Source organism: Thomasclavelia spiroformis DSM 1552 (assembly GCF_025149465.1).
In the GTDB taxonomy this organism is placed as follows: Bacteria; Bacillota_I; Bacilli_A; order Erysipelotrichales; family Coprobacillaceae; genus Thomasclavelia; species Thomasclavelia spiroformis.
This window is the reverse complement of record NZ_CP102275.1, coordinates 1,980,485-2,007,308: the sequence shown is the minus strand read 5'-3', so window position 1 is coordinate 2,007,308 and position 26,824 is coordinate 1,980,485. Positions and strand designations below refer to the sequence as shown.

The following is a 26,824-nucleotide window of genomic DNA, read 5'->3' as shown; positions in this document are numbered from 1 at the left end:
TTAGTTATGAGTAAAGAAGTTAGATTTTCAAGCGATGCCCGTAAGGCAATGTTAAAGGGTGTTAATATTCTTGGAGATGCTGTATGTGTAACTTTAGGACCTAAAGGAAGAAATGTTGTATTGGAAAAAAGTTATGGTTCTCCATTAATTACTAATGATGGTGTAAGTATTGCAAAAGAAATTGAATTAGAAGATAAGTTTGAAAATATGGGAGCAAAATTAGTATATGAAGTTGCAAATAATACTAATGATGTAGCTGGAGATGGAACAACTACTGCTACAATTCTTGCTCGTGATATGATTAATAATGGAATTAAAGCAGTTGATAAAGGAAGTAATCCAGTTTTAATGCGTGAAGGTATTGAATATGCAAGTAAAGAAGTTGCTAAAACAATTTTGAAAAATTCACGTAAAGTGGAAACAAGTAATGATGTTGCTAGTGTTGCAACAATTTCTGCGGGAAGTAAAGAAATTGGTGATTTAATCGCTCAAGCAATGGATAAAGTTGGTCGCGATGGAATTATTAATGTAGATGAAAGTAATGGATTTGATAATGAATTAGAAATTAGCGAAGGAATGCAATATGACAAAGGTTATGTATCACCATATATGGTATCTGATCGTGAAAAAATGCAAGTTGAATTAGAAAATCCATATGTTTTAGTTACTAATCATAAAATCAATAATATTCAAGAAGTATTACCGGTTTTAGAACAAGTATTACAAGCTAATAAACCATTGTTATTAATTGCTGAAGACTTTGAAAATGAAGTTGTTTCAACACTAGTATTAAATAAATTAAGAGGAACATTTAATGTTGTGGCAACAAAAGCACCTGGTTTTGGTGATAATCAAAAAGAAATGCTTCAAGATATCGCAGCATTAACTAATGCTAAATTCTATAACAAAGAATTAAACATGAAATTAGAAGATATGAAGCTTGAAGAATTAGGTACTATAAAAAAAGTAATTGTAACTAAAGATAATACAACAATGATCAGTAATAATGAAGCAAGTGAAGAACTAAAAGCTCGTATTGAAGAAATCAAAACAAGAATTGCTAATACAACTAGTGATTATGATAAAAAACAATATCAAGAAAGATTAGGTAAATTAACTAATGGAGTTGCTACAATTAAAGTTGGAGCAACTACAGAAAGTGAATTAAAAGAAAAGAAATTAAGAATTGAAGATGCTTTAAATGCCACTAAAGCAGCGGTATCAGAAGGTATTGTAATTGGTGGAGGAGCAGCATTAGTAGAAGCTTATAAAGAATTAAAACCAGTATTGAAAAATGATAATGTTGATATTCAAAAAGGTATTAATATTGTTATGAGTGCATTACTTGCACCAATCAGTCAAATTGCACAAAATGCGGGATACAATTGTGAAGATATTGTCGAAGAACAAAAAGTAGCTGATAAAAATATTGGTTTTGATGCTAAGGATGGTAAATGGGTAGATATGTTTGAAGCTGGTATCATTGATCCAACTAAAGTAACACGAAGTGCATTATTAAATGCAGCTAGTATTTCAGCTTTATTTATTACTACTGAAGTAGGTGTAGCTGAAATTAAATCTGACGAACCTCAAACTCCTGCAATGCCTGGAGGAATGTACTAATAGATAATAAAAACAGGTAGTTAAATGCAAAACATTTAATTACCTGCTTTTTTTAATTATTTTCTAATTCATGAATCCATTCTTTTACACTAGCATCACTAGGCATTCTCCAGTCTCCACGTGGAGAAAGTGAAACACTACCAACTTTAGGACCATCAGGAATACAACTGCGTTTAAATTGTTGGGTGAAAAAACGCCAATAAAATTTAATTAACCATTTTTTAATTGTTTCATTATCGTATTTATCTTTAAAAGCTAATTTAGTTTTTCTTAATAGTTTTTTTGGTTCATCGCTAAAACGAATCATATGATAAATAAAGAAATCATGTAATTCATATGGTCCTACGATATCTTCAGTTTTTTGAACTATTTTATCATCTTGTTGAGGTAATAATTCAGGTGAAACAGGAGTATCTAAAACATCTTTTAAAATAGCTTCTAATTTTTGACCACGATATAAACTAGATACATAATCAACTAAATAACGAACTAAAGTTTTTGGAACAGAAACATTAACAGCATACATACTCATATGATCACCATTATAAGTTGACCAACCTAAAGCAACTTCAGACAAATCACCTGTTCCAATAACTAAACCACCAACTTGATTTGCTTTATTCATTAAAATTTCAGTTCTGGTACGGGCTTGAACATTTTCATAAGTAACATCATGAATGGTTTCATCTTGTTCAATATCTCTAAATTGTATTTTTACAGATTCACTAATATCAATATCATAACTTGTAACATTTAATTCTTTCATTAATCCTAAGGCGTTATTTTTAGTTCTAGAAGTTGTTCCAAAACAAGGCATTGTAATTGCGATGATATCTTTAGTATCATAATTTAATTTTTTAAATGCCATTGTACAAACAAGTAATGCTAAAGTAGAATCTAACCCTCCAGAAATACCAATTACAACTTTTTTAATATTTGTTGCTTTTAATCTTTGCATCAATCCATAAGTTTGAATATCAAAAACTTCTTTACAGCGTTTTTCTCTAAGTTCTAAATTATTAGGTACAAAAGGATGAGGGTCATAATAATATGTTGTATCTAGATCAATATTAGTTGAATCAAAATATATTGTTTCATACTCATCTTTTGATTTAAAAGTGGTCATTTTACGTCTTTCGCTAGATAATTTTTTCAGATCTAAATCGCCATATATTATCTCACTATTAAATCCTTGACTTTCATTGATGATGGTACCATTTTCGCTAATAATATGATGACCACTAAATACTACATCAGTAGTACTTTCACCATTTCCAGCGTTACAATAAACATATCCACAAATTAATCGTGCAGATTGTGATTTTACTAATAAGCGACGATAGTCTTTTTTAGTTGTTATTTCATTACTAGCTGAAGGATTTAAAATTAATGTTGCACCATTTAAGGCAAGATCAATACTTGGGGCATCAGGCAACCAGAGATCCTCACAAATTTCAACTCCAAATTTAAATTCACAATTAGTTGATGAAGCAAAAATATATTTAGTACCAAATGGAGTAGTTTGACCATTAAAAAATACGGTTGTATTTTTTGATGGTGCTTTTTCAAAACGTCTAGCTTCATAAAATTCTTGATAATTAGGAACATGAGTTTTAGGAACTAGACCTAATAATTTACCACTATGAATAATTGCTGCTACATTATATAGACTATTTAAATGCTGATATGGTAAACCTACTACCACAATAATATCTTTATTAATTGTTTTTTCAATAATATTTTGTAATTGAAATTTAGCTTCATTTAATAAACGATCTTGATTAAATAAGTCTTCACATGTATATCCTGTTAAACATAATTCTGGAAATACAATTATTTTTGCTTTATTTTCATAAGCTTGTTCAATTAGTTTACAGATTTGTAAACTATTATTTTTAATATCTGCAATATTTGTATCAAACGAGGCTGCAGCTATACGTATATATCCATCTTTCATTATCATTCCTCCAATGATTATATTGTACACTTTTAATTATTTGTAAACAATCTAAACTAAATATTTTATTAAAATAATTTCCTGGGAAATACAAAAATCAACAAAATACAAGCTGATAAAAATACTGAGAAATTAGATAATTTGTTGAAAGTACAAATAATTTAGTTTATAATAAAAAAGATTTGGAGGGTTTTTATGAGTTTTGAGATGTTATCAGATTTAGGAATAAAAAAATATGAAATGTGTCGAGACGAACCAGGGAGATTTTTTGCACGTGCAATTGTAGCAGGGTTATATTTGGGAATAGCAACTATTTTGTCTGTTACTTTAGGTACTTTGTTGTTTCAAACTAATTTAATTGCATCAAAGATAGCGGTAGCTGGTTCATTTGGGATTGGTTTAGTAATTATTGTTATTTTAGGTTCGGAATTATTTACAGGTAATTGTTTTACAACAATGATACCTATATATGGTAAAAAATTAAAATTTAAACAAATTATTCCGATGTGGATTATTTGTTATATTGGAAATTTTATTGGGATTTCGTTAGTTTGTTTTTTATTTGTTAAAAGCGGAAGTAACCATGATTTATTTATTCCTTATATTGAAAGTATTGTAAGTGGAAAATTAACTTTTAGTGTTGGGGAACTTTTTATTAAAGGTGTTTTATGTAATTTTATCGTATGCGTTGGAGCATATGTAGGAATGAAAATGCAAGATGATACTGCTAAAACAATTATTATGATGATTGTTGTTATGGCGTTTGTATTACCTGGCTTTGAACATAGTATTGCTAATATGGGATATTTTACATTAGGAATTACTGGCTTAGGAACAAGTTTTGATTGGTCGTTATTACCACTACATATGTTAATTGCTACAGTTGGAAATATTGTTGGTGGTGGTGTTTTACTTGGACTACCACTATATATGATGATTAAACCTAAAAAATAGATTTACAGTTGTTTGTAAATCTATTTTTTATTTATTCAAATTTAAAATAATGTTAAACTATAAAAAAGGGGGTGTATCAATGTCTAAAAATATTTATGTGTTATCAGATTTACATGGACATTTTGATATTTTTATACAAATGCTTAAAAAGATTAATTTTAATGATAACGATGAATTATATATTTTAGGCGATTGTTGTGATCGAGGACCAGATAGTTTAAAAATATACATGTATATAGAAAAACTAAAGAATGTTCATCTGATTAAAGGAAATCATGAATTGATGATGCGTGATGCTTTTAAAGCAGGAGATTTAAATACTTCACAAGGGAGATTATGGTTTCAAAATGGAGGTAGTAAAACATGCACTAGTTATCATCAATATTTAAAAAAGAAAGCCTTCGATGAATATGAATATAGTATTTTAAAAGCGGCTTTTTATAAGATGATGATTGAATATGTTGATAGTTGTCCTTCATTTATTGAGATAAATTGTAATAATCAAGATTATGTTTTAATTCATGCAGGAATAAATCCTGAAAAAGATCTGTATCATCAAACTGAAGAAGAATGTGCTTGGATGCGTGAATATTTTTTTATGTCAAAAGGAATAGATAATAAAATAATTATTTTTGGGCATACACCAACTTGTTACATTCATCATGATAGTTCTTGTTTTGATATTTGGTATGATCCAATTTATAAAGATAAGATAGGAATTGATGGTGGTTTAGGACCATTTGATAATGGGCAATTGAATTGTTTATGTCTAAATACAATGGAAGTATTTGTTATTAAAAAGGAGGGGAAATAATGAATCTTTTACTTAGTAGAATTTTGACTTATTTAAATGGTAGTTTAGTAGATGATTGTTATTATCGTTTTTGTAAGTTTGTTGTTTATAATTATTTAGAATTTGAAGATATGAGTTTTGATGACGTTTGTTTAAAAAGTAGGATTGATAAAGATAAAATTATAAATTTTTGTAATTTATTGGGTTTTAAAAATTTTGATGAATTTAAAAGTAGTTTGCTTCGAGATTATATGATTAGAATTGATCAAATTAGAGCTAGAATGCTAGGGATTGATAGTGAATGGATAATTAAAAAAATAGGAAATAATTGTTTTGATGATAACATCAATGAATATATTTCAATTATATGTAAAGCGATTTTTAAAGCAAAGCAAATCATCTTAGTTGGTGCTTTATATCCAATGTCAATTACAGTTGAATTACAGACAGATTTAGTAACTTTTGGAAAACCAGTAATTCAATATCGTTTTTTCGATAAAAATATTAAAATTAATCAAGACGATGTAATTATTTTTATTTCTGCTACAGGTCGTTCAATGAATACATTTATGCAAATAAAAAAAGAATTTGATCTAGATCAAACAATGTCAATTTTAATTACACAAAATAAAGCTTATACTCTTGATGAATACAAAATATCAAAATATGTAATTCAAGTTCCTGGTAAATTTGATGGAATAGAATTTAACTATCAGATAATGACTATTTGTGATTTACTTCGAGTTTGCTATTATCAAAAGTATTATTTATAAAAAAAGAAGTTTAATTAAACTTCTTATAGTATATATTATTTTGAGGGATTTATTTCCCTTTTTTTATTTAATAAGATATTTTTCAATTGCTTCTTTACAACCATCATGATCATTATCATCAACAATTACATCACAAATTTTTTTAACGTTATCATTAGCATTTTTCATAGCTACTGCTAAACCTGCAGTTTTTAACACATCTAAATCATTATCAGCATCACCAACAGCAATTGTTTTACTAAGCTCAATGTCTAAAAAATGACATAACTTAATTAATCCTTGTCCTTTAGTTACATTTGATGGAGAAATTTCTAAAGAAGTTGTTTCAGCAAAAGCAAATGAAAGTGATAAATCTTTTAATTTTTCAAAAGTTTCAGCTCTTGCTGCTTCATTTTGATGATATAGATTTATTTTTTCAATCGGATGATTTTTAGCGTAATCGATTATATCATCTACTGTAGTTGCAACACGTTTGAACATTGGTTGATAAATGCTCATTTGATATTTATCCATATTGGAAATATCTTTTTTTGAAACAATTGATCTACCACTTGAAAAGAAATGAATCATGATGTTTTCTTGATTGATAGCTTTAAAAATTTTATTGATTTGTGATGTTAAAAAAGTTTCATGATGAATAATTTTGTTATCTTTAAAATCATAAATTAAAGCTCCACTTGCTAAAATACCATAAGGAATATCAGTAAGTTGTTGATGATAATCACGTAATTCATCTAAAGCTCTGCCAGTTGATAAAACAATGTATTTATTTAGTTTTAATGCTTTTTTTATTGTTTCAATAGTTGAAGGTGTAATATTTTTTTGGCTATTTAATAAAGTACCATCCATATCTAATGCAGCTAACTTGTATTTACCCATTTTCGTTCCTCACTTTAAAAATTCATTATTAACATGTCAAATTATACAAAATAACTACATTTTTCGCAAATAAATATTTTATCAATATGTAACTATTTTTTTAAATAACTGCACAGTTTTAATTAACCGTGTTATAATATCCTCTAAATAGGAGGTAATTATGGATTCAAGAATTAGTGCAACAACAAGCTTATATGCATTTATTGGTAGTCCTGCACACCATTCAAAATCACCAATCATGCATAATTTAGCATTTAAAGAATTGAATATCGATAGTGTTTATTTGGCTTTTGATATTAAATCTGAGCAATTAAAAGATACTATTAAAAGTTTTAAAATATTAAAAGTAGAAGGAAGCAATGTTTCTATGCCACATAAAGAAGCCATTATTCCTTATTTAGATGAAATTTCAACTGCTTCTAGATTATGTAATGCTGTAAATACAATTAAATTAATAGAAAATCGCTATTATGGTACAATTACAGATGGAATAGGCTTTATTAAAGCTATAAATGAACAAGGTTGGGATATTGTAAATAAAAAAATAACGATTGTTGGAGCTGGTGGGGCATGTAAGGCTATTATGGTACAAATGGCATTAGATGGAGCTAGTGAGATAATTGTTTATAATCGAAGTAAAAAAGCTGAATTTATTAAAATTATTAATAATACAATCAAAGAAACAAATTGTAAAATTAAATTTAAATTATTAAGCGATTTGGATTCATTAAAACAAGATATGCATAATAGTTACTTATTTATAAATACTACTGGTGTTGGAATGGAACCAATGCTAGATCAATCAGTAGTACCTGATGAATCATATTTTTCTAGTCAATTAAAAGTAGCTGATATAATTTATCAACCAGCAACTACAAAACTTTTACAAATGGCTAAAAATGCGGGATGTAAAGTTATGAATGGTGAATTAATGTTATTGTATCAAGGGGCTGAATCATTTAAGATTTGGACAGGAAAAGATATGCCAATTGATAAAGTAAAAAAAGTTTTAGGAATAGGGGTAAAAAAATGAAAGAATTAATTTTAGCAACAACTAATCAGGGAAAATTAAAAGAAATTAAAGCAATGTTAAAAGATATTGATATTAATGTATTATCAATGAAAGATGTCTTAGATCAGGAAATAGATATTGAAGAAACAGGAACATCTTTTAAAGAAAATGCATTAATAAAAGCTAGTACAATTGCTAAAATTGTCAACAAACCAGTTTTAGCTGATGATAGTGGTTTAGAAGTAGATGCATTAGATAAACAACCAGGTATATATTCATCACGTTTTCTTGGTGAAGATACAAGTTATGATATAAAAAATAAATATATTATTGATGCAATAAAAGGAAAAGAGCGTAGTGCTCGTTTTGTTTGCGCAATGGCTTTGGTTATTCCTGATAAAGAGCCAATCATTATTGAAGAAACGATGGAAGGTTTAATCAATGATAAAATTGAAGGAGAAAATGGTTTTGGTTATGATCCAATTTTCTATTTTCCACCATGTAAAATGACTTCAGCAATGATGCCAATGGAAGAAAAAAATAAGTATTCACATCGTGCTAAAGCACTTAAAAAATTATATTCAATATTAAAGGAGATGTTATAATGAATCATATAGTTTTAGTTCATCCAGCAATCCCTCAAAATACAGGAAATATTATGAGAACTTGTGTAGCAACAAACACTGTTTTACATATTATTAAACCAATGAGTTTTGATTTAGATGATAAAAAAATGAAAAGAGCTGGTTTAGATTATGTAAAAGATTTAGATTTACGTGTATATGAAAATTACGAGGAATTTGTTCGAAAGAATCCTGGTGAATATCACTTTTTTACCCGCTATTCACATTTATGTTTTACTGATCAGGATTTTAGTGATTCATCTACAGATCATTATTTATTCTTTGGTCATGAACATGATGGAATTCCAAAGGAAATATTAACTAAACATCTAGATAGTTGTTTAAGAATTCCAATGAGCGATAAGGTAAGAAGTCTTAATTTATCAAATTGTGCAGCAATTTGTATTTATGAGGTATTAAGACAACAAAATTATCCTAATTTATCTAAAGTAGAAGTACAAAAAGGGGAAGAATTTTTATATGACTTATAATAAAAAAGATATTATTTTATCAATTGTATTAATGATTTTTATTATTTCATTTGCAATTGTATTTACTGTCTTTTTTAAACAGTTATACTATTTTGATATTAATTATTTAAATATTGATAAAATCAGTGGGCTTCCAGTTGAAACAATAAAAGATAATTATGATATATTAATAAATTATCAGTCTATTTTTTATCAGGGAAATTTGAATTTACCTGATTTTGCAATGTCTGTAGCTGGTAGAATTCATTTTCAAGAAGTAAAAACAATTTTTGAAGTAATTCAAGTAAGTATGTTGATTAGTGGAATAATATCAATAATTTTACTAATTAAAAGATTTAAAGAAAAAGAATATCGTTTTTTACGATTGACAGGAATCATAACAATCTTAATTCCTTCTATATTAGGTTTTTTAGTAGCAATAGATTTTGATCAGGCATTTATAATTTTTCATAAACTCTTTTTTAGAAATGATTTTTGGATTTTTGATTATCAAACTGATCCGGTTATTACAATTTTACCAGAAACATTTTTTATGCATTGTTTTATCTTGATTGTTTTAATAATTGTGGTTTTTGCTTTACTTTGTTTGATTTTTTATCGATATAAACAAAAACAAATAATTAGCGATACTAATTTATAGTATCGCTATAATCATGGATTTTTGGCTTTGTGGTAATAAGCAAAGTCTTTTTTTTGTTGTTGATCATTTTAATTAAAATACTTATAAAAATAAAGATACTAATCAATAAAATTATTAATAATTGATTATATATAAAATAAACATAACACAATAAAATAGTTATTAATAAAGAAATAATAGGATAATAAAAAGGGATGTTTTTTGATAACAATTTTGACTTCTTTAAAAAATAGCATAACATATCATGATCCCATAGTTCAACATCATTAATATTAGCTAAATTTATAGCTGCTTTAGAAAAAATATTATTAGTAAAAACAACCGGGATGTCACATTGATAATAAACACAGCCAGCAATTGCTTCTTGAATAGCTTTAATGCCAACGGGTTTATTATATCGTTTACATTGAATTGCGTATGTATAATTATCTTTTTTTGCAAGGATATCAATACCATAATCATTACTGCTTTTTGAAATATGAACATCTTTAAAGCCATTTTTTTCTAATAATATTTTTGTAAATGCTTCAAATTGGTAACCATCAAGATTATTGATATAGTCCAAATTTAAGTTATTAAAATAGATATTTTTAATAATTTGATAAATAATTTTAATAACTAATCTAATGACTTTAAAAGGCAAAACAATAATAGTATTAATTAACCAAACAAATAAAAGTTTCATAAACTACCTCCGTTTGCATATTATACCACAACTACAAACAAAGTTTTAAAAGAAAAATATTTGTAGATAATTATATATCAAAGTAACAAAATACAATTTATTCTTGTTCCTTTGTAAATGTGATTTTCTCTTTGGTATTATTTTTTACCTCACTCAATTTGAGATTAAAGGAGGTTTTTTCTTACATAATCATCTTACTTGGCTATGTAGAAGGTGCTTTTAACATGCATATTATTATAAGAAAAGCCTTTATCTTTTATGTATAATACCTATTTCTTTAGTATCAGAGGGCTTGATTGTATCAATGCTCCTAGCACACATATATTTTGTGTTTCCAAATGTGTTCACATATTTATATAAGTATTTTTCGTTTGTTCGTTGGCTCTTTCTAGTATGCAGATATGCTAATTTTGGTTGTGGCGGATATATGGAATTGTTATAATATTGGTATGAAGAAACGGATAAATTAGAATTTATAAATGAGGTGTTAGATATGAATGTTGAGCTAAGAAAATGGACTCTTGAAGATAAAGACTCTCTTATCGCAATGTGTAATTCGATTGATAGAGGTTATTTATCAGACAGGCTACCTAACCCATATACAAATAAATCTGCCCAATGGTGGTTGAATATGGTCAAAGAAAATGATGATAAAAAAGGCGTATTTCGAGAAATTGTTTTTAATGGAAAAGTCGTAGGTACAATATCAGTCGAACAAAAGGAAGATGTATATCGAAAAGATTCTGAAATTGGTTATTATCTATTACAAGAGGTATGTTCAAAAGGAGTCATGAGCGAAGCTGTAAGACAGGTTTGCGAAATTGCTTTTGAAAAATTAGATATTATTCGTATTACAGGACTTGTATATAAACCAAATATTGCGTCAAGAAAAGTGCTAGAAAAGAATGGTTTTATACTTGAAGGAGTAATGGAAAAAGCAGTTATTAAAAACGAAAACATTTATGATTTATGTATTTATGGAAAAGTAAGGTAAATTAATAAGAAAGATTTAATTGTATGATAGGTTTAAAAAGAGGTACTGTAAAATTGATAATTCATCAGGAAAAATGGGACAACGAAGCAAATCGAACAATTAAAGAGTTAAAAGACTTCTTAGGTAATGTTGCTATTGATATTCAGCACATTGGAAGCACAGCTATTGCTTCAATACATGCAAAGCCCATTATTGATATTGTGATTGGTGTATATAATTTAATTGATATTGTACCATATATTGATGTATTAAAAGAAAAAGAATTAATTTATCGAGGAAATGATGTTTCTAATCAAATATTATTTGTAAAAGGTGATTTTGAAAAAGATATTAGAACGCATCATATCCATGTAGTTAAATGGGATGGGATTGAATGGAATAATTATATTAATTTTCGTGATTATTTAAATGCTTTCCCTTTAAAAGCTAAACAATATGATAATTTAAAACAAGGACTTGCAAATAAGTTTTATAATGATCGTAAACAATATACTAAAGGAAAGCAACAGCTAATAGATAACTTTCTTATAGAAGCAAGGATATGGAAAGGTAAATAATGATGATTCAAACCCTTATTTACAACACTGAAAAAATTATATAAATTTTGAGGAGAAAATAATTATGACTATAAATGAAAAAGCAGACTTAATTATAAATGATATAAAGAGAGAAATTAGTATAAACCCTATTCAAATTTTTAAAAATATTACCAAAAATGACTATATTAGTATTCATGGTCCAGAACATCATATTTTAGATGGAGCAAGTATACTTGTTGCTTATAAAAATGCTGGTGGTAATATCGATTTAGATGAGGCACTTTTGAAGCTAAAACAAGAAGGATTAAGAATGCCAGGAGCTATGTGTGGTTTATGGGGAGTTTGTGGTGCTATAACATCCATAGGTGCAACATTATCTATCATTGATGGTACTGGACCGTTAACTAAGGATGGAACTTGGGGAAATCATATGCAGTTTACTTCAAAAGCAATCTCAACATTAGGAAAAATCAATGGTCCAAGATGTTGTAAAAGAGATGCAATGATTGCTTTTAAGTATGGTGTAGAATATATCAATTCTCATTATGAAGTTAAACTTGAATATGAAGATATTAAGTGTGAGTATTCAAATTTAAATATGCAATGTATCAAAGAAAGATGTCCATTTTATGAGTAAGAAAAAAGTAGCTTTTATTTGTATTCATAATTCTTATCGTAGTCAAATATCGGAAGTACTTGGTAAACATTTAGGTTTTGATGTATTTGAAAGTTATTCAATAGGAACGGAAACTAAATCTTAAATCAATCCAGACGTAGTTCGTATTATGAAAGAGTCATATGGAATTGATATGGAACAAAATCAATATTTGAAATTGATATCAGATATTCTTAAAGTAGATATTATTATTTCTATGGGATGTAATGTAAGTTCTCCTTTTATAGGAAGAATTTTTGATAATAATTGGTAACTAGAAGATTCTGTTGAAAAACAGATGAAGAGTTTAAAATCACTATTAAAAAGATAGAACAAAATATTATTGAATTGAAGAAGAATATTTAACTAAAAATTTCAGTTTGACAATTTCATATCTATACATATAAAGCAGTTAGTTTTAGAATTGACTACTTTTTAACAAAAGACATTACTGAGATATCAATGATGTCTTTTTAGTGTTGTTCTATTGTCATATCAAGGTTCATTCAATCGTGGTAAAATGAGAGTTTTTCTTATATTTTAAAATACTTGAAATTATAGTGTTTATGAGGATAATCAAAAATTAGATATAAAATTTATTATAAAATGTACTAATATAAACAATAAAGATAGTCTAGAATTTTGACTAGTGATAGTAATAAACAAAGTGTTAAATATTTTTTTGCTATCATAGTATTTTGTTTTAAACTGTATTTTAAAAAGTAAGTTTTTAATAGTTGGAAAAACTGATTTTAAAATTAGTACATGTTATAATGTATTTAAATAAAATTTGTAAATGATAATTAATGGGGGTTTACACTATGAATGATATAAAAATTATTTTTTTTGATATCGATGGAACATTGATTGATATGAAGAAAAAACAAATTTCAAAAAAAGTATTAGAAACATTAGTGAAACTTAAAAATAATGGAATTAAGATTTGTATTGCTACTGGAAGATCACCAATGCAAGTACCACATTTTCCAAATGTTGAGTTTGATGCTTTTTTAACTTATAACGGTTCTTATTGTTTTAATAAATATATAGATATTTTCAGTAATCCTTTAAAAAAAGAAGATGTTTATATTATTATAAATAATGCTAAAAAAATTGGACGTCCACTATCTTTAGCTACAAAAAATAGATTAGCTGCAAATGGTAGTGATAAAGATTTAGATGAATATTATGGATTCAGTGGAAATAAAGTTAAAGTTGCAGATGATTTTGATACAGTAGTAAATACTGAAGAAGTTTATCAAATTATGTTAGGATGTTATAAAAATGAGTATGACTTGATTATGAAAGATGTTAAAGATGCTAAAATTGTAGCATGGTGGGATCGGGCGATCGATATTATTCCTTTAAGTGGTGGTAAAGGTGTGGCAATTAATAAAATATTAGACTATTATCAATTAACTAAAGAAGAAGCAATGGCTTTTGGTGATGGTAATAATGATATTGAAATGTTAGAGGCTGTTGGTAGAGGTGTTGCTATGAAAAATGCTTCATTAGAATTAAAATCTATTGCTGATGATATATGTGATGATGTTGCAAATGATGGAATTTATTCCTATTGTAAAGCTATTGGGTTGATATAAGATTACATAAAGAAAGCTGGTTTTATAAATGGAAAAATGGTTGAAATGGGCAATAGAAATACAAAGTCTATCACAAATTGGATTAACTTATACAAAAGATGTATATGATAGAGAAAGGTATCAAAGATTACGAGAAATATCAGCGGAAATGCTTGCAGAAAAGACAGAAGTAAGCATAGAAAAAGTTAAAGATTTATTTTGTCATGAAACAGGTTATCAAACACCAAAACTAGATACAAGAGCTGCAATATTTAGAAATAATAAAATATTGCTAGTTCATGAAAATAATGGGACATGGTCTTTACCGGGCGGTTGGTGTGATGTTTTGGAATCTGTTAAATCAAATACTGAAAAAGAAGTTAGAGAAGAAACAGGACTTAATGTAAAAACTGTAAAAATTATTTCTATACAAGATAGAAATAAGCATAATAAGCCTGTTTATGCTTATGGTGTGTGTAAAATTTTTGTTTTATGTGAAGTCATAAATGGTAAATTTGTTGAAAATATAGAAACAACAGAAATTCGTTATTTCTCTTTACAAGATTTACCACATAATTTAGCAGAAGAAAAAACGAATAAAGAACAAATTGAAATGTGTTTTAAAGCTTATTTAAACGAAAATTGGCAAACTCAGTTTGATTAAGTTATAAATGTTTATTAATATATGGATTTAAAAATATTGGATAGGGTTGATAAGGAAAATAATATGATGTAGGTGTTTTTTATTCCATTTTAGTGGATACATTAAAAAATATAGCTTATCATAGGTGAAAATAACAGGGACAACATGTAGATATGATGATTTATAAATGATTTTTATATATAATGGAATTTTATCGCCTCAAGTTATAAATTATATCTAAAATTTAATTTTATTATCACAGTTAATGCAAGAAAGATTATGGATTATAAAATTATGCAAAAAGAAGCATTTAATTTTATAAGAGTAAGCAAATGGATATCACTATAATTTGAAAGTGTAAATAATGAAATTGTAGAATTAACACAAGGTATAACGGAAGAATAGAAAAAGTAATATATAAACTACAAAACATTGAATTGTGTGAAATAGATAATGTATCATATAATTCTAATACTAATTTTCTTAAATTAAAAGAAAATGATGCATATAGTGAGTTTTTGATTTCTTTCAAACTTAATATAAAAGTGATGTTCAAATTTATATAAAGATATTTATAAGAGTTATGTGCAAAACCTCTTTAAAAAATTATATACAAATAGTTTGCAAAGTACTCAAAATAGAAGTATTAATTTCAATATTCGATAAATCAATAAGGATAATTAATGGATACGCAACTTTTATTAGTGAAAATTTACTTTTGATTAATTGGATTGAAATTAAGAAATAGTAAAATTATTTAGAGGTGATTTAAATGAAAATAAATGAAATTATTAAAGAAAGAAGATTAGAACTAGGTTATACTCAAGAACAACTTGGAGCTCTTTTAAATCTTTCATCTTCAGCAGTTAATCGTTGGGAAAAGGGAAATTGTTATCCTGATATTACGATATTACCTATTTTAGCTAGAATATTAAAAACTGATTTAAATACACTTTTATCTTTTAAAGAAGATTTAACAGATATGGAAATTGGATTGTTTTTAAATGAGCTTGCAAACAAAGAGATTGATGAGGCTTTTTTGTTAGCGAAAAATAAAATTGATGAATATCCAACTTGTTATAAGTTATTACTAAATTGTGCATTAGTCTTAAAAGGAATGTTATGTATTGATGATAAACAAGATGACGAAACTTATTATCCAACGATTGAAAAATGGATATTAGATTCTTTAAAAAGCGATGATTTGCAAATCAGAAATTTAGCTAAATCAATGATGATAGATAATTATTTAAAAAACAACCAATTAGATTTGGCTAAAGAAATGATTGAAAGTTTACCAGAACAAAACGTGATTGATAAACGTCAAAAGATGGTTTCTTTATATCGAGTACAAGGAGAGAATGATCTTGCACTAAAATTAACTGAAGAAAAATTATATCAGCAAATTTCAATTATTTTATCATTATTAATCCAAATGATTGAAATAGCATTTGAACAAAATAATGAATATGCTTATAATTATTATGCTAAAGTATATAAACAAGTAGGAAAATGTTTTGATTTAGCCAATTATTTACCGTATTTAGGAATATTACAAGTTGCAATTTTAAAAAGAGATGAAAAAACGAGTATTTCAATTTTAAAGAAATTGTTTACTGTTTTATTTGAAAATGAAAATTTTCTTACTTCACCACTTTATTCACATTTAACAATTAAAGCTAATAAACAAAAACTTGTAAAAGAGGCTAAAGACTTACTTTCTACTTTATTAAAAGATAAAGATTTTGATTTTTTAAAAGAAAATGAAGATTTTATACAAATGTTGAAAAGAATCTAGTATATATTAAAGAAGATTATATCTTAGACATTATAATCTTCTTTTTAATGTCATATTTATTTCTATAAAATAAAAACTCTCTGTAAAATAAGAGCAATAACAATCTATTTTACAGAGAACAATTTATCTAGCTATATATTTATTATCCTAAAAAGAATGTATTAACTTCAAAATGTGCTTTTGGATGATCACATGCTGGACATCTTTCAGGTGCTTCTAAACCTTCATAAATAAATCCACAGTTATTACATTTCCATACTACAGGTGATTCACGCTTAAATGTAGTACCATTTTCTAAAGCTTCAAGTAATTTTAAGTATCTAGCTTCATGATGTTTTTCAGCAATTGCAATACTTTCTAAAGCAGTAGCAATTTCTTCGAATCCTTCTTCACGTGCAGTTTTAGCAAAACTTGGATACATATCAGTATATTCTTCGTTTTCACCAGCTGCAGCAGCTTTTAAGTTTTCAGCAGTAGTTCCTAATAATACAGGGAAGTTTCCATCTGTATATAAAGTTTCACCTGCTAAGTCTTTATTCATGAATTTCATTAATCTTTTAGCATGTTCTTTTTCTTGATTAGCTGTTTCTAAGAAAATATTTTGAATTTGTACAAATCCTTCTTTTTTAGCAATTGAAGCATAATAAGTATAGCGATTACGTGCTTGACTTTCTCCTGCAAATGCATGCATTAAGTTATTAGCTGTTTTAGTTCCTTTAAGTGTCATTTTAATTTTCCTCCATTTTTTGAATTTCTAAACATTTTTTGCAAACACCACTGAAAACAAGTTCTACTTTTTCAATTTTATGTTCAGTTTGTTTTTGCACTTCATTACTAATATTTTCACTATAAGCAATATCAAATACTTGTTGACAGCGATTACAAATAAAATGATGGTGTGCTGAAAGATCAGCATCAAAATGTACAGTAGATTGACCAACATCTAATTTACGTATCTTATTTGTGGCTACTAAAAAATTTAAATTACGATAAACGGTTCCTAAACTTAATCCAGGATTATCTACTTTTAAATCGCTATAGATACTTTCTGCTGTAGGATGATCACATCTAGCTTTTAAATTTTGATATATTAGTTCACGTTGTTTTGAGTATCTGGTTATTTTTGTCATTGAGCCTCCTTTATTTTTATTATAATAGTAATGGTTACTATTATAATATATTAAAACATTTTATTAGTCAACTATAATGCTCATAGAATAAAAGTATATATAAATAAACATAAACAAAAAGAACTAATACCATGATATAATCGAGCAAGAAAATATTTTTTAAAACTATAATCAATATTGTCTAATAAATTATCAGTTTGCATCATAACACTGATACTACTAAATGATAAATTAAAACATATTAAACTATAAATAAGAGGAGTATGTTTAAATTGTAATAATTGTAAACTACCGGAACTAAATTCTAAAACTCCCTGAATTACAGCATTTAAAAAATCATTGTTAATAATATTAGATAAAGCATAACCAATAAATTGAAAAACAAGCATATATCCTAAAATAAAAATAAAGGCATAACAAGAACTGAGAATACTTTGTTTTAATGCAACTACAAAACTTAAATGAGGTTGAATGAGAGTAGTTAATGATTCTTTAAGTGTTTGAAAATTATATTGTTTATGATAGAATAATGCTTTAGTAAGGCTGGGTAAAATATGACATAAATATATTATCATAGGATTTTCTAAATTCAGTGATACAAAAATAAATGATATTGAAGCAAATGAAGCAATTGATAATAAATGTTGTAATTCACTGTCATTAATGTATTTTAAAGTATAGGCTTCTTTGATCATCTTTACGTTTGTAGGATAACCACAAAAAAATGAGATAAAGTATATTGATGACATGATTGGTGATAATTTAAAAAGAGGCTTGAATAAAAATTGAATAAAATAACTAAATAAATTTAATAAACCTAATGATAAACATAAAGATATCAAGATCATAAAAGGTAATAGAGAGGGTAAAAGATTATTAATAACTATTTTAATGACATTATTAGATAAAGCGACGATTTGAAACATATTAAAAAATGAAAATAAAGTAATAAATGTAACTAATAATAAAGTGAAATAATAATTTAATTTTTTCATATGTTTTCCTTCTAGCAAAATTTATTTGGATAAGATAAAATTAGATGAGGTGAAAGAATGGATGCATTAATAGTTGGAGTTAAATACAAAGAGATGGATTATGATTTAGATAGCTCTTTAGTTGAATTAGAAGAGTTATGTAAAGCTTGTAATATTAAAGTAATAAAAAAATGTGTTCAAAACTTAGATAAAATTAATCCATCATTATATATAGGTACTGGGAAAGTACAAGAAATTAAAATGCAATTAGATGATATTGACATTGTAATTTTTGATGAAGAATTGTCACCTTTGCAAATAAAAAATTTGACTGATGGTTTAGATATTGAAGTTACTGATCGAACAGATTTAATTTTACGTATTTTTGAGCAGAGAGCTAAAAGTAAAGAAGCAAAGTTACAAGTAGAAATAGCTAAGGGTCAATATTTACTACCGCGTTTAGCAGGGATGAAAGAACACTTATATAGTCAACAAGGTGGATCAGGTTTTAGAGGTAGTGGTGAAAAACAGATTGAATTAGATCGAAGAATGATTGCTAATCAAATATATCAAGCTAAAAATCAGTTGGCTAAAATTGTAAAACAAAGACAAACGCAAAGAAAAAAACGTAAAAATAACGAAATGAAAGTAATTGCTTTAGTAGGTTATACTAATAGTGGAAAAAGTACATTGATGAATGCTTTTTGTATTGATAAAAACAAACAAGTATTACAAAAAAATATGCTTTTTGCAACTTTACAAACAGCTACTCGTAATATCAAGATCAATCATCATCCTTGTTTATTAACTGATACAGTTGGTTTTATTAATCGATTACCTCATCATTTAGTACAAGCATTTCGTTCAACTCTTGAAGAAGTTGTTGAAGCTGATTTATTGATTCATGTTGTTGATACGACAAATGAAAATTATGAAATGTGCATAGAAACAACAAATCAAGTTTTAAAAGAGTTAGGCATAAAGGACACACCAATGATTTATGCATATAATAAAATAGATTTAAATAAATATGCTTTTATTATTCCTAAAGATCCGTATGTCTTTATTTCTGCTAAAGAACAAATTGGTTTTGAGCAATTAGAAAAAATGATTAGTTCGATCCTGTTTAAAGATTATGCAATTTATAATTTAAATATACCTTATCGAGATGGTGAAATATTTAGTTATTTACATCAACATTGTTTGGTGTTAGAATTTGAGTATTTAGAAGATAGCATTTATTTAAAAGTAGAAATGCATCCTAGTATGATTAGTAGATATAGTAAATATATATTAAAAAATTAAAGGAGAGATTATTATGGATGATAAAAAATTATATAAATTAGATTTATCGATTGCAGTAGAAGCTAGTAGCGCAAAAGAAGCATTTGATATTTTAGTTACTGATGAAACATTAAAACATGTTCGAGAATTAATTATTCAATCTAAAGATAACATTAAAGAAATGTTTGAAAAAGAAGATAATCCAGCAGTAATCAATTAGTTGATTATTGCTTTTATTTTTGTTAGAATCTAGAAAAAGGGGGACTTACAATGAATTTACATGGAAGAAGTTTTTTAACACTTAAAGATTATACTAAAGAAGAAATTAGATACTTATTAGATCTAGCTCATAAATTAAAAGCTGATAAGAAAAAAGGAATTCTAGGTAAAAGTTTGGTAGGAAAAAATATTGTCCTATTATTTGAAAAAACGTCAACTAGAACAAGATGTGCTTTTGAAGTTGCTGCTTTAGATGAAGGCGGACATGTAACATATTTATCAAATTCACAGATGGGGAAAAAAGAATCGATTGAAGATACTGCTAAAGTACTTGGAAGAATGTATGATGGAATTGAATTTAGAGGTTTTAAACAAAGTACAGTTGAAGCATTACGTGATTATTCTGGGGTTCCGGTTTGGAATGGGCTAACAGATGTTGATCATCCAACTCAAACATTAGCAGATTTTCTAACTATTGAAGAACATTTAGATAAGCCATTAAATGAAGTTAAATTTGTATTTACTGGTGATATTAGAAATAATGTTTGTTATGGTTTAATGTATGGTGCGGCAAAAATGGGAATGCATTTTGTGGCACTTGGACCAAGTGAATTACAAATGGATCAAGAAGTAGTTGAGTATTGTAAACAAGAAGCTTTAAAATCAGGTGGAACTTTAACAATTACTGATAATGTAGATGAAGCTGTTAAAGATGCTGATGTAATTTATACTGATATCTGGGTTTCAATGGGAGAGCCAGAAGAATTATATCCAAAACGTGTAAAACTATTATCACCGTATAAAGTTACTCAAGAAATGATGGCAAAAACTAATAATCCTAAAACTTTGTTTATGCATTGTTTACCATCATTTCATGATTTTGAAACGGATGTTGCTAAAGAAAAATATGAACAAGGTATTGATATTCGTGAAGTTGAAGACGAAGTATTTAGAAGTGAAAATTCAGTTGTTTTTGATGAAGCTGAAAATAGAATGCATACAATTAAAGCGGTTATGGTAGCCACTTTAGGTAATCAATAAGACGGAACAGTGTTCCGTTTTTTTTGTTGTAATTAATAAATATTTTATTTATAATTGAGTGTAATTATATTATGATATATACAGGTGGTAGAAAATGGGACGTATTTTTGTCATAAGTGATGTACACGGATATTATGATTTATTTATAAAATTATTAAATGAGATTTCTTTTAATGATCTCGATAAGCTATATATTGTTGGTGATGTTTGTGATCGAGGAGAAGATAGTTTAAAGTTATTATTTTATATTCAAGAACATGATAATATTATTTTAATTAAAGGTAATCATGAATATATGATGCAAGAAGCTTTGTCTTGTAATCTTGAAAATGATGATTTTGATTATTCTATGAATGTAGTTAAGTTATGGATAGCAAATGGTGGAGATAAGACAATTAATAGTATTAATGATTATCTTGAAAAAGATACGATGAAATATGAAGATTATTGTATTATTAGAAGAGAATTTTTAAAAAGGGTATATGAATATTTAAAAAGTTTACCTAATTATTTAGAAATATCTGTTAATGAACAAAATTATGTTTTAGTTCATGCAGGTATTGATGTTAGAAAACCATTGAATCAGCAAGTTGAAAATGATTTATTATGGATTCGGGAAAAATTTTATTTACAACGTGGTGATTTAACTAAAATATATATCTTTGGACATACACCAACAGTTTTATTAAATGATGATTTTAGCTTTGATATCTGGTTTGATACAATTAATCATAATAAGATTGGAATTGACGGTGGATTGGCATGTGGAACAGTAGGCCAATTAAATTGTTTATGTTTAAATGATGGAAAAATTACAGTGATTGAAAAAAATTTAATATAAAACCCAAGGAGAGAAATCCTTGGGTTATAATTTTGAATAGGCCCATAGTGCTTTGATTTGTGGGGCTAATGTTTCATATGTCCAGGTACGTTTGCTGTTTTCCTTGCTATTTGGATCATTTACATAAAAATTACCATTTACAGTTTCAGTAATTACAATGAAGTGACCACCATTAGTAAAATCACCTGGTCTTACACTACAGATAATTGGGTGTCCCTGATTTAATTGTTCAATCATTATATTTTTATTTAAAGCAATAGCGTTAGCTTTTAAACCAAATGCTTGACATCCTTGCTCCATTAATGACCATCTTGTTTTACTTCCTTCAAGATAATCATTTTCAATAGCATATTTTGCAATATAACGTGGATTATATTTAGTATTTTGAGTTAATCCAATTGCAACCATTGACAAACAAGTAGGACCACAACCTGCAGTTCCAACTATTTCATCACCATAATGAGTATATGCCCAACGTTTATCCCATTGAATTAGTAAAGGAATGTTATCATTGGTAATAGATATTTTAATTGGTTCGTTGTTTTCATATGGTTGATAGTTAGTTTTTAGTTCTTTAGCTTGTGGATAGTTTTGAACAAATTCATCAATATATTCAGGACATTTATTTTTATTGATAAAAGTATAACCAATAAATAATATAAGCAAGATAATAACTAATTTTTTTATTTTCATACCATCATAGAATAATATTTAGTAATAATTGAAAATATAATGATTGCCCCTAAAATTATAAAAACAAATACTTTTTCTTTTGTAGTTAGTTTTTCCATATTAACAGACTCCTTTATAAAATTGATAATAGTGATGGTTTATATGTGTATAATGAAATATAACCAATTATTCCAAAATTAATTAAAAAGATTGTAGAAGTAAAATTATTTTGTTTAAAGTTAAATAGTCGATAAATTATTAAACCGATTATTCCTCCAATTGTGTTTAATAAAATATCATCAACATCAAAAATTCCCCATCCAGTTGATAACTGGATTAATTCAAATGAAAAACTAGTAAAAAAACTAATAAAAATAATATTAGTATTATTTAAACATTTGCAATAATTTAAAAGAATAATACTTAAAGGAACAAATAATGCAATATTACCTAATACATTAATTAATAAAGTTGCATCAATTCCCTTATCATACCATTGATTAATAAAATCAAAGAAATGAAGATTATAATTATAATCATAACTATTAAATCCATTTTTAAAAATAATTATTCTTAATAAAAATAAAAAATAAGCAAATGAACAAATCATTAAAACAATACTAAGAATTCTTTTTTTCATCATTACACATCTACACCCCCTAAACTTATTTTACGATATTATAATAACAAAAAGAGGGATATAATCTATTAACAATTACTAAAGATATTCTTACAAATTTCTTACATCGGTATTTTTATTGTAAAATAAATCAAGTTATTATCTAAATCAACATCAATTGTTCCACCATGAAGCTCGATAATTTTTTTAGTGATAGTAAGTCCTAAACCAGCACCACCTGTTCGACTATTTCTTGATTTATCTAAACGGACAAATGGCTCAAAAATATGTTTAAGTTTATTTTTATCGATAAGATTAACTGTATTTGATAATTTAATGATAATGTAATTAGTTTCTTTTTTAGCACTGATATTTATCAATGAATCATTGATACTATAATTAATAGCGTTACGAATTAAATTATCAAATACCCTTTCAAACTGATTCACATCGATTGATACATTCAAATTATCTTCAATATTTGTAACACATTCAATATTTTTTTCACGATACATGGGCATAAATTCATAAGCAATTTGAGCCAACATAATTGATAAATTGACGGATTTTTTTTCAAGTTCAATATCGCTAAGATTATATTTAGCGATTACAAAAAATTCTTCAATTAATTCTTCTAAACGAATTGTTTTATCATAAGCAATTTTTGCATAAGTTCTTTTTTCTTCAGGTAATAAATTAGGTTGATTATTTAATAAATCTAAATAACCAATTATTGAAGTTAACGGAGTTTTTAAGTCATGAGCTAGATATAATAATAAATCATTTTTTTGTTTTTCTGCCTGTCTAATAGCAATCTTATTTTTAAGTGAATCTTTTTTTATTTGATTCATTTGATCTTCGATTTCTTTTAATTCATGAGGTAAGTTGATTAGAGTATCATTATCTTGTACTAGTATTTTTCCAGCTTCAAGCATTTTTTCAATATATTGCAAAGATTCTCGATATCTAAGCCAAAAAATAATGATTATATCTAAAGCAACTAAACTAATAAAAATAGTTAATAAATTTCTTTTTATTGATTGTGCAAATAAATACACAAAATCATATGCTTGAAAGACATATTGATGATAAATTTCATATGAATATAGATATAAAATTATAAAAATAAAGATAGAAATAGAAGTTGTAACAGTTATTTTTTTTATTAGATTGGCAGTTAAACTTTTTTTAAAATGAGAACTATTCAATGGTATAACCTACCCCCCAAACAGTTTTAATAAATTTTGGTTTGCGGGCGTTTTCGTGCATTTTTTCTCGTAATCTAGCTACATGTGCCATGACAGTATTATTGTTGTCTAAATATTTTTCTTGCCAGACAGCTTCAAATAACTCTTCTGAAGTTACAACATTACCGCGTTTTGAACATAAATACCAAAGAATAGAGAATTCTATTGGGGTTAGATTTAATGGTTGGTCATATAGTGTACATTTATGTGTATGATTATTAATTACTAAACCGTTAAAATCATAAATATGTTGATTAGTAGATGGATTTTGATTATATCGTAAATAACGTCTAAGTTGAGTTTTTACTCTAGCTGCTAATTCTAATGGATTAAATGGTTTGGTTAAATAATCATCGGCTCCTAGAGTAAGACCATTGATTTTATCTAAATCATTACTTTTAGCAGTCAACATAATTACTGGAAAGTAATAGTGTTTACGAATTTTTTTTAGTAAGCTAAAACCATCTAAATCAGGCATCATTACATCTAAAATAGCTAGATCATAATGATTTTTTTGTAAACTTTCTAAAGCATCTTTACCACAATAATATTTAAAAATATGATAATTTTCATTTTGTAAATATAATTCAATTAAATCAGCAATTGATTGTTCATCATCAACAACTAATATATTATATGCCATAATATCACCTCATTTTTCATCTTATCTTATTTCAATTAAAAATACAAACCAATCGTAAATTCTTAAGAAAATTGTAAGAAATAAAAAATACTAGTATTAATCACTAGTATTTTTAAAAGTTTCTAAATATTTATCATTTAAAGCAATCACTTGTTTCATTGCTTCATTTCCTGGAGCTCCAATTGTATTTCTCTTATTAACACATGTTTCAACACTTATTGCTTCATAAATATCTTCTTCAAAAACATCACAAATATTTTTAAATTCACTGATTGTTAAATCATCTAAATCTTTATTTTGACTAATTGCATAAAGAACTAATTGACCAATAATACCATGAGCATCTCTAAATGGAACACCTTTATTAACAAGATAATCAGCAGCATCAGTAGCATTAGTAAAACCACCGGTTGCCGATTTACGCATTTTTTCTTTATTAAATGTTGTAGTATTTAACATATCATTTAATAATTGTAAACAACCTTTAGTTGTTGTTAAAGCATCAAAAAACAATTCCTTATCTTCTTGCATGTCTTTATTATAAGCAAGTGGTAAACCTTTCATTGTTGTAAGTAAACTAGTTAATGCTCCATAAACTCTACCTGTTTTACCTCTAATTAATTCAGCAATATCAGGGTTTTTCTTTTGTGGCATAATTGATGAACCAGTTGAAAAAGTATCATCTAATTCCACAAACTGATACTCATTAGTATTCCAAATAATTATTTCTTCACTAATTCTAGACATATGCATCATCATCGTTGACATAGCACTTAATAACTCAATTAAATAATCACGATCACTAACACCATCAATACTATTTAAACATGGACCATCAAAACCAAGTAGTTTTGCACTATATTCACGGTCTAATGGATAAGTAGTTCCAGCTAGTGCTCCTGAACCAAGTGGACAAACATTCATACGATGATAAATATCTTCTAAACGACTGCTATCACGTTTAAACATTTCAAAATAAGCACCTAAATGATGAGCTAGAGTAATTGGTTGAGCTTTTTGTAAATGGGTAAAGCCAGGCATAATTGTATCAATATGTTCTTTCATTAAATTATTAATAGTATTTAATAAGTTATGGATCAATGTATTTAACATTATTACTTGATCACGTGTATATAAACGCATATCTAAGGCAACTTGGTCATTTCTACTTCTACCGGTATGTAATTTTTTACCAACATTACCGATTCTTTGAATTAAAGTAGATTCAACAAAGCTATGAATATCTTCTTGTGTATTATCGATTTCAAGTTTATGATTGTTTAAATCATTTAGGATTTGTTTTAAAGCTTCTTCAATTTGCTCGCCTTCTTCATCGCTCAAGATTTTTTGTTTAGTTAGCATTTTTACATGGGCAATACTTCCTTGAATATCTTGTTGATAAAATGTTTGATCAAATTCAATCGATGCATTAAAATCATATACTAATTGGTTAGTAGGTTTAGTAAATCTTCCGCCCCATAAATTCATTTTATTTCCTCCTGTTTAGAAAAAAGG

General features: G+C 26.6%; 31 protein-coding genes and 1 pseudogene. 20 read left to right on the top strand and 12 right to left on the bottom strand.

Translation table 11 applies throughout. The annotated features are described in order from the left end of the window. The first annotated feature begins 6 nt into the window (after positions 1 to 6). Positions 7 to 1,623, top strand: coding sequence for a chaperonin GroEL (gene groL, locus NQ543_RS09605; RefSeq protein ID WP_004609576.1), 1,617 nt, complete (start codon positions 7 to 9; stop codon positions 1,621 to 1,623). Between the two features lie 52 nt (positions 1,624 to 1,675). On the opposite strand, the gene NQ543_RS09600 is transcribed toward groL, so the two are convergent. Further along, positions 1,676 to 3,580, bottom strand: a complete 1,905-nt coding sequence (locus NQ543_RS09600) for an NAD(+) synthase (protein WP_039903978.1) — start codon at positions 3,578 to 3,580, stop codon at positions 1,676 to 1,678. A 195-nt stretch (positions 3,581 to 3,775) separates the two neighbouring features. Here NQ543_RS09600 and NQ543_RS09595 point away from each other — a divergent pair, with 195 nt between their 5' ends. From NQ543_RS09595 to NQ543_RS09585, 3 genes are all read left to right on the top strand, one after another. Then, positions 3,776 to 4,534, top strand: a complete 759-nt coding sequence (locus NQ543_RS09595; protein WP_004609578.1) for a formate/nitrite transporter family protein — start codon at positions 3,776 to 3,778, stop codon at positions 4,532 to 4,534. A 79-nt stretch (positions 4,535 to 4,613) separates the two neighbouring features. Next, a complete protein-coding gene (locus NQ543_RS09590) occupies positions 4,614 to 5,348 on the top strand; it encodes a metallophosphoesterase (RefSeq protein ID WP_039903980.1) in 735 nt (244 codons plus the stop codon). Next, positions 5,348 to 6,100, top strand: coding sequence for a MurR/RpiR family transcriptional regulator (locus NQ543_RS09585; protein ID WP_004609580.1), 753 nt, complete (start codon positions 5,348 to 5,350; stop codon positions 6,098 to 6,100). Before NQ543_RS09590 ends, NQ543_RS09585 begins: the two co-directional genes overlap by 1 nt. 63 nt (positions 6,101 to 6,163) lie before the next feature. On the opposite strand, the gene NQ543_RS09580 is transcribed toward NQ543_RS09585, so the two are convergent. Next, positions 6,164 to 6,979 (bottom strand): Cof-type HAD-IIB family hydrolase, encoded by an 816-nt coding sequence (locus NQ543_RS09580; protein ID WP_004609581.1) that lies wholly within the window; start codon positions 6,977 to 6,979, stop codon positions 6,164 to 6,166. 160 nt (positions 6,980 to 7,139) lie between these two features. On the opposite strand from NQ543_RS09580, the gene aroE reads away from it, so the two are divergent. The 4 genes from aroE to NQ543_RS09560 are packed head-to-tail and all read left to right on the top strand — an operon-like array spanning position 7,140 to position 9,745. Continuing rightward, positions 7,140 to 8,012 (top strand): shikimate dehydrogenase, encoded by an 873-nt coding sequence (gene aroE / locus NQ543_RS09575; RefSeq protein WP_039903984.1) that lies wholly within the window; start codon positions 7,140 to 7,142, stop codon positions 8,010 to 8,012. Next, positions 8,009 to 8,596, top strand: coding sequence for an RdgB/HAM1 family non-canonical purine NTP pyrophosphatase (rdgB, locus tag NQ543_RS09570; RefSeq protein WP_004609584.1), 588 nt, complete (start codon positions 8,009 to 8,011; stop codon positions 8,594 to 8,596). The genes aroE and rdgB overlap by 4 nt, the downstream gene beginning before the upstream one ends. Continuing rightward, entirely contained in the window at positions 8,596 to 9,105 is a 510-nt protein-coding gene (locus NQ543_RS09565; protein ID WP_004609585.1) for a tRNA (cytidine(34)-2'-O)-methyltransferase, read from the top strand. Before rdgB ends, NQ543_RS09565 begins: the two co-directional genes overlap by 1 nt. Then, the gene (locus NQ543_RS09560; protein WP_004609586.1) at positions 9,095 to 9,745 is read left to right on the top strand and encodes a TIGR01906 family membrane protein; all 651 of its coding nucleotides are present in this window, start codon (positions 9,095 to 9,097) and stop codon (positions 9,743 to 9,745) included. The genes NQ543_RS09565 and NQ543_RS09560 overlap by 11 nt, the downstream gene beginning before the upstream one ends. On the opposite strand, the gene NQ543_RS09555 is transcribed toward NQ543_RS09560, so the two are convergent. Both NQ543_RS09555 and NQ543_RS09550 read right to left on the bottom strand, forming a co-directional pair. Next, a complete protein-coding gene (locus tag NQ543_RS09555) occupies positions 9,735 to 10,430 on the bottom strand; it encodes a restriction endonuclease (RefSeq protein WP_004609587.1) in 696 nt (231 codons plus the stop codon). The genes NQ543_RS09560 and NQ543_RS09555 overlap by 11 nt on opposite strands. Before the next feature lie 100 nt (positions 10,431 to 10,530). Continuing rightward, positions 10,531 to 10,859 (bottom strand): annotated as a pseudogene (locus NQ543_RS09550) (hypothetical protein); the annotation flags it as partial. Positions 10,860 to 10,923: 64 nt separating this feature from the next. On the opposite strand from NQ543_RS09550, the gene NQ543_RS09545 reads away from it, so the two are divergent. From NQ543_RS09545 to NQ543_RS09515, 8 genes are all read left to right on the top strand, one after another. Continuing rightward, positions 10,924 to 11,424, top strand: a complete 501-nt coding sequence (locus tag NQ543_RS09545) for a GNAT family N-acetyltransferase (protein ID WP_004609588.1) — start codon at positions 10,924 to 10,926, stop codon at positions 11,422 to 11,424. 23 nt (positions 11,425 to 11,447) lie between these two features. Next, positions 11,448 to 11,981 (top strand): GrpB family protein, encoded by a 534-nt coding sequence (locus NQ543_RS09540; protein WP_004609589.1) that lies wholly within the window; start codon positions 11,448 to 11,450, stop codon positions 11,979 to 11,981. A 64-nt stretch (positions 11,982 to 12,045) separates the two neighbouring features. Beyond that, a complete protein-coding gene (locus NQ543_RS09535; protein ID WP_004609590.1) occupies positions 12,046 to 12,600 on the top strand; it encodes a DUF5714 domain-containing protein in 555 nt (184 codons plus the stop codon). Continuing rightward, the gene (locus NQ543_RS12170) at positions 12,593 to 12,724 is read left to right on the top strand and encodes a low molecular weight phosphatase family protein (RefSeq protein ID WP_004609591.1); all 132 of its coding nucleotides are present in this window, start codon (positions 12,593 to 12,595) and stop codon (positions 12,722 to 12,724) included. The genes NQ543_RS09535 and NQ543_RS12170 overlap by 8 nt, the downstream gene beginning before the upstream one ends. A 24-nt stretch (positions 12,725 to 12,748) precedes the next feature. Beyond that, complete coding sequence (locus NQ543_RS12165) at positions 12,749 to 12,892, top strand: hypothetical protein (protein ID WP_004609592.1); 144 nt, start codon at positions 12,749 to 12,751, stop codon at positions 12,890 to 12,892. 547 nt (positions 12,893 to 13,439) lie between these two features. Further along, positions 13,440 to 14,219 (top strand): Cof-type HAD-IIB family hydrolase, encoded by a 780-nt coding sequence (locus NQ543_RS09525; protein ID WP_039903990.1) that lies wholly within the window; start codon positions 13,440 to 13,442, stop codon positions 14,217 to 14,219. Between the two features lie 28 nt (positions 14,220 to 14,247). Continuing rightward, a complete protein-coding gene (locus NQ543_RS09520) occupies positions 14,248 to 14,862 on the top strand; it encodes an NUDIX hydrolase N-terminal domain-containing protein (RefSeq protein WP_004609594.1) in 615 nt (204 codons plus the stop codon). A gap of 751 nt (positions 14,863 to 15,613) precedes the next feature. Then, the gene (locus NQ543_RS09515) at positions 15,614 to 16,639 is read left to right on the top strand and encodes a helix-turn-helix domain-containing protein (protein ID WP_004609595.1); all 1,026 of its coding nucleotides are present in this window, start codon (positions 15,614 to 15,616) and stop codon (positions 16,637 to 16,639) included. A gap of 142 nt (positions 16,640 to 16,781) precedes the next feature. Here the strand turns inward: NQ543_RS09515 and rbr are convergent, their stop codons facing one another. From rbr to NQ543_RS09500, 3 genes are all read right to left on the bottom strand, one after another. Beyond that, positions 16,782 to 17,366: a rubrerythrin gene (rbr, locus tag NQ543_RS09510; RefSeq protein ID WP_004609596.1), complete on the bottom strand. Its 585-nt coding sequence runs from the start codon at positions 17,364 to 17,366 to the stop codon at positions 16,782 to 16,784. A gap of 1 nt (position 17,367) precedes the next feature. Continuing rightward, complete coding sequence (locus NQ543_RS09505) at positions 17,368 to 17,769, bottom strand: Fur family transcriptional regulator (RefSeq protein WP_004609597.1); 402 nt, start codon at positions 17,767 to 17,769, stop codon at positions 17,368 to 17,370. Positions 17,770 to 17,849: 80 nt separating this feature from the next. After that, complete coding sequence (locus tag NQ543_RS09500) at positions 17,850 to 18,764, bottom strand: nucleoside recognition domain-containing protein (protein WP_039903992.1); 915 nt, start codon at positions 18,762 to 18,764, stop codon at positions 17,850 to 17,852. A 57-nt stretch (positions 18,765 to 18,821) separates the two neighbouring features. Between NQ543_RS09500 and hflX the strand changes: the two genes are divergently transcribed. The 4 genes from hflX (at position 18,822) to NQ543_RS09480 (ending at position 22,128) form a co-directional block, all read left to right on the top strand. Further along, positions 18,822 to 20,048: a GTPase HflX gene (gene hflX / locus NQ543_RS09495; protein WP_004609599.1), complete on the top strand. Its 1,227-nt coding sequence runs from the start codon at positions 18,822 to 18,824 to the stop codon at positions 20,046 to 20,048. Between the two features lie 13 nt (positions 20,049 to 20,061). Next, positions 20,062 to 20,247, top strand: a complete 186-nt coding sequence (locus NQ543_RS09490; protein WP_004609600.1) for a hypothetical protein — start codon at positions 20,062 to 20,064, stop codon at positions 20,245 to 20,247. Between the two features lie 50 nt (positions 20,248 to 20,297). Continuing rightward, positions 20,298 to 21,287 carry an ornithine carbamoyltransferase gene (argF, locus tag NQ543_RS09485; RefSeq protein WP_004609601.1) on the top strand — a complete coding sequence of 330 codons (990 nt, stop codon included), beginning with the start codon at positions 20,298 to 20,300 and terminating at the stop codon, positions 21,285 to 21,287. 94 nt (positions 21,288 to 21,381) lie between these two features. Further along, on the top strand, positions 21,382 to 22,128 hold the full coding sequence (locus NQ543_RS09480) for a metallophosphoesterase (RefSeq protein WP_004609602.1): 747 nt from the start codon (positions 21,382 to 21,384) through the stop codon (positions 22,126 to 22,128). Between the two features lie 24 nt (positions 22,129 to 22,152). On the opposite strand, the gene NQ543_RS09475 is transcribed toward NQ543_RS09480, so the two are convergent. From NQ543_RS09475 to argH, 5 genes are all read right to left on the bottom strand, one after another. Continuing rightward, complete coding sequence (locus tag NQ543_RS09475; RefSeq protein ID WP_004609603.1) at positions 22,153 to 22,821, bottom strand: C39 family peptidase; 669 nt, start codon at positions 22,819 to 22,821, stop codon at positions 22,153 to 22,155. 112 nt (positions 22,822 to 22,933) lie between these two features. Further along, a complete protein-coding gene (locus NQ543_RS09470) occupies positions 22,934 to 23,443 on the bottom strand; it encodes a VanZ family protein (protein ID WP_004609604.1) in 510 nt (169 codons plus the stop codon). 98 nt (positions 23,444 to 23,541) lie between these two features. Beyond that, the gene (locus NQ543_RS09465; RefSeq protein ID WP_004609605.1) at positions 23,542 to 24,627 is read right to left on the bottom strand and encodes a sensor histidine kinase; all 1,086 of its coding nucleotides are present in this window, start codon (positions 24,625 to 24,627) and stop codon (positions 23,542 to 23,544) included. Further along, positions 24,620 to 25,309: a VanR-ABDEGLN family response regulator transcription factor gene (gene vanR, locus NQ543_RS09460; protein ID WP_004609606.1), complete on the bottom strand. Its 690-nt coding sequence runs from the start codon at positions 25,307 to 25,309 to the stop codon at positions 24,620 to 24,622. The genes NQ543_RS09465 and vanR overlap by 8 nt, the downstream gene beginning before the upstream one ends. Before the next feature lie 96 nt (positions 25,310 to 25,405). Then, positions 25,406 to 26,797 (bottom strand): argininosuccinate lyase, encoded by a 1,392-nt coding sequence (argH, locus tag NQ543_RS09455; protein ID WP_004609607.1) that lies wholly within the window; start codon positions 26,795 to 26,797, stop codon positions 25,406 to 25,408. Between the last annotated feature and the right edge of the window lie 27 nt (positions 26,798 to 26,824).

Bases quoted from the DNA above. Each gene is read 5' to 3' on its own strand.
- NQ543_RS09525 (WP_039903990.1), top strand. From the start codon at position 13,440: ATGAATGATATAAAAATTATTTTTTTTGATATCGATGGAACATTGATT.
- NQ543_RS09535 (WP_004609590.1), top strand. From the start codon at position 12,046: ATGACTATAAATGAAAAAGCAGACTTAATTATAAATGATATAAAGAGA.
- NQ543_RS09520 (WP_004609594.1), top strand. From the start codon at position 14,248: ATGGAAAAATGGTTGAAATGGGCAATAGAAATACAAAGTCTATCACAA.
- argH (WP_004609607.1), bottom strand. From the start codon at position 26,797: ATGAATTTATGGGGCGGAAGATTTACTAAACCTACTAACCAATTAGTA.
- vanR (WP_004609606.1), bottom strand. From the start codon at position 25,309: ATGGCATATAATATATTAGTTGTTGATGATGAACAATCAATTGCTGAT.
- rbr (WP_004609596.1), bottom strand. From the start codon at position 17,366: ATGACACTTAAAGGAACTAAAACAGCTAATAACTTAATGCATGCATTT.
- NQ543_RS12170 (WP_004609591.1), top strand. From the start codon at position 12,593: ATGAGTAAGAAAAAAGTAGCTTTTATTTGTATTCATAATTCTTATCGT.
- rdgB (WP_004609584.1), top strand. From the start codon at position 8,009: ATGAAAGAATTAATTTTAGCAACAACTAATCAGGGAAAATTAAAAGAA.
- NQ543_RS09515 (WP_004609595.1), top strand. From the start codon at position 15,614: ATGAAAATAAATGAAATTATTAAAGAAAGAAGATTAGAACTAGGTTAT.
- argF (WP_004609601.1), top strand. From the start codon at position 20,298: ATGAATTTACATGGAAGAAGTTTTTTAACACTTAAAGATTATACTAAA.
- groL (WP_004609576.1), top strand. From the start codon at position 7: ATGAGTAAAGAAGTTAGATTTTCAAGCGATGCCCGTAAGGCAATGTTA.
- NQ543_RS09480 (WP_004609602.1), top strand. From the start codon at position 21,382: ATGGGACGTATTTTTGTCATAAGTGATGTACACGGATATTATGATTTA.
- NQ543_RS09565 (WP_004609585.1), top strand. From the start codon at position 8,596: ATGAATCATATAGTTTTAGTTCATCCAGCAATCCCTCAAAATACAGGA.
- NQ543_RS09470 (WP_004609604.1), bottom strand. From the start codon at position 23,443: ATGATGAAAAAAAGAATTCTTAGTATTGTTTTAATGATTTGTTCATTT.
- NQ543_RS09595 (WP_004609578.1), top strand. From the start codon at position 3,776: ATGAGTTTTGAGATGTTATCAGATTTAGGAATAAAAAAATATGAAATG.
- hflX (WP_004609599.1), top strand. From the start codon at position 18,822: ATGGATGCATTAATAGTTGGAGTTAAATACAAAGAGATGGATTATGAT.
- NQ543_RS09590 (WP_039903980.1), top strand. From the start codon at position 4,614: ATGTCTAAAAATATTTATGTGTTATCAGATTTACATGGACATTTTGAT.
- NQ543_RS12165 (WP_004609592.1), top strand. From the start codon at position 12,749: ATGAAAGAGTCATATGGAATTGATATGGAACAAAATCAATATTTGAAA.
- NQ543_RS09540 (WP_004609589.1), top strand. From the start codon at position 11,448: ATGATAGGTTTAAAAAGAGGTACTGTAAAATTGATAATTCATCAGGAA.
- NQ543_RS09600 (WP_039903978.1), bottom strand. From the start codon at position 3,580: ATGAAAGATGGATATATACGTATAGCTGCAGCCTCGTTTGATACAAAT.
- NQ543_RS09545 (WP_004609588.1), top strand. From the start codon at position 10,924: ATGAATGTTGAGCTAAGAAAATGGACTCTTGAAGATAAAGACTCTCTT.
- NQ543_RS09490 (WP_004609600.1), top strand. From the start codon at position 20,062: ATGGATGATAAAAAATTATATAAATTAGATTTATCGATTGCAGTAGAA.
- NQ543_RS09555 (WP_004609587.1), bottom strand. From the start codon at position 10,430: ATGAAACTTTTATTTGTTTGGTTAATTAATACTATTATTGTTTTGCCT.
- NQ543_RS09585 (WP_004609580.1), top strand. From the start codon at position 5,348: ATGAATCTTTTACTTAGTAGAATTTTGACTTATTTAAATGGTAGTTTA.
- NQ543_RS09580 (WP_004609581.1), bottom strand. From the start codon at position 6,979: ATGGGTAAATACAAGTTAGCTGCATTAGATATGGATGGTACTTTATTA.
- NQ543_RS09560 (WP_004609586.1), top strand. From the start codon at position 9,095: ATGACTTATAATAAAAAAGATATTATTTTATCAATTGTATTAATGATT.
- NQ543_RS09505 (WP_004609597.1), bottom strand. From the start codon at position 17,769: ATGACAAAAATAACCAGATACTCAAAACAACGTGAACTAATATATCAA.
- NQ543_RS09475 (WP_004609603.1), bottom strand. From the start codon at position 22,821: ATGAAAATAAAAAAATTAGTTATTATCTTGCTTATATTATTTATTGGT.
- aroE (WP_039903984.1), top strand. From the start codon at position 7,140: ATGGATTCAAGAATTAGTGCAACAACAAGCTTATATGCATTTATTGGT.
- NQ543_RS09500 (WP_039903992.1), bottom strand. From the start codon at position 18,764: ATGAAAAAATTAAATTATTATTTCACTTTATTATTAGTTACATTTATT.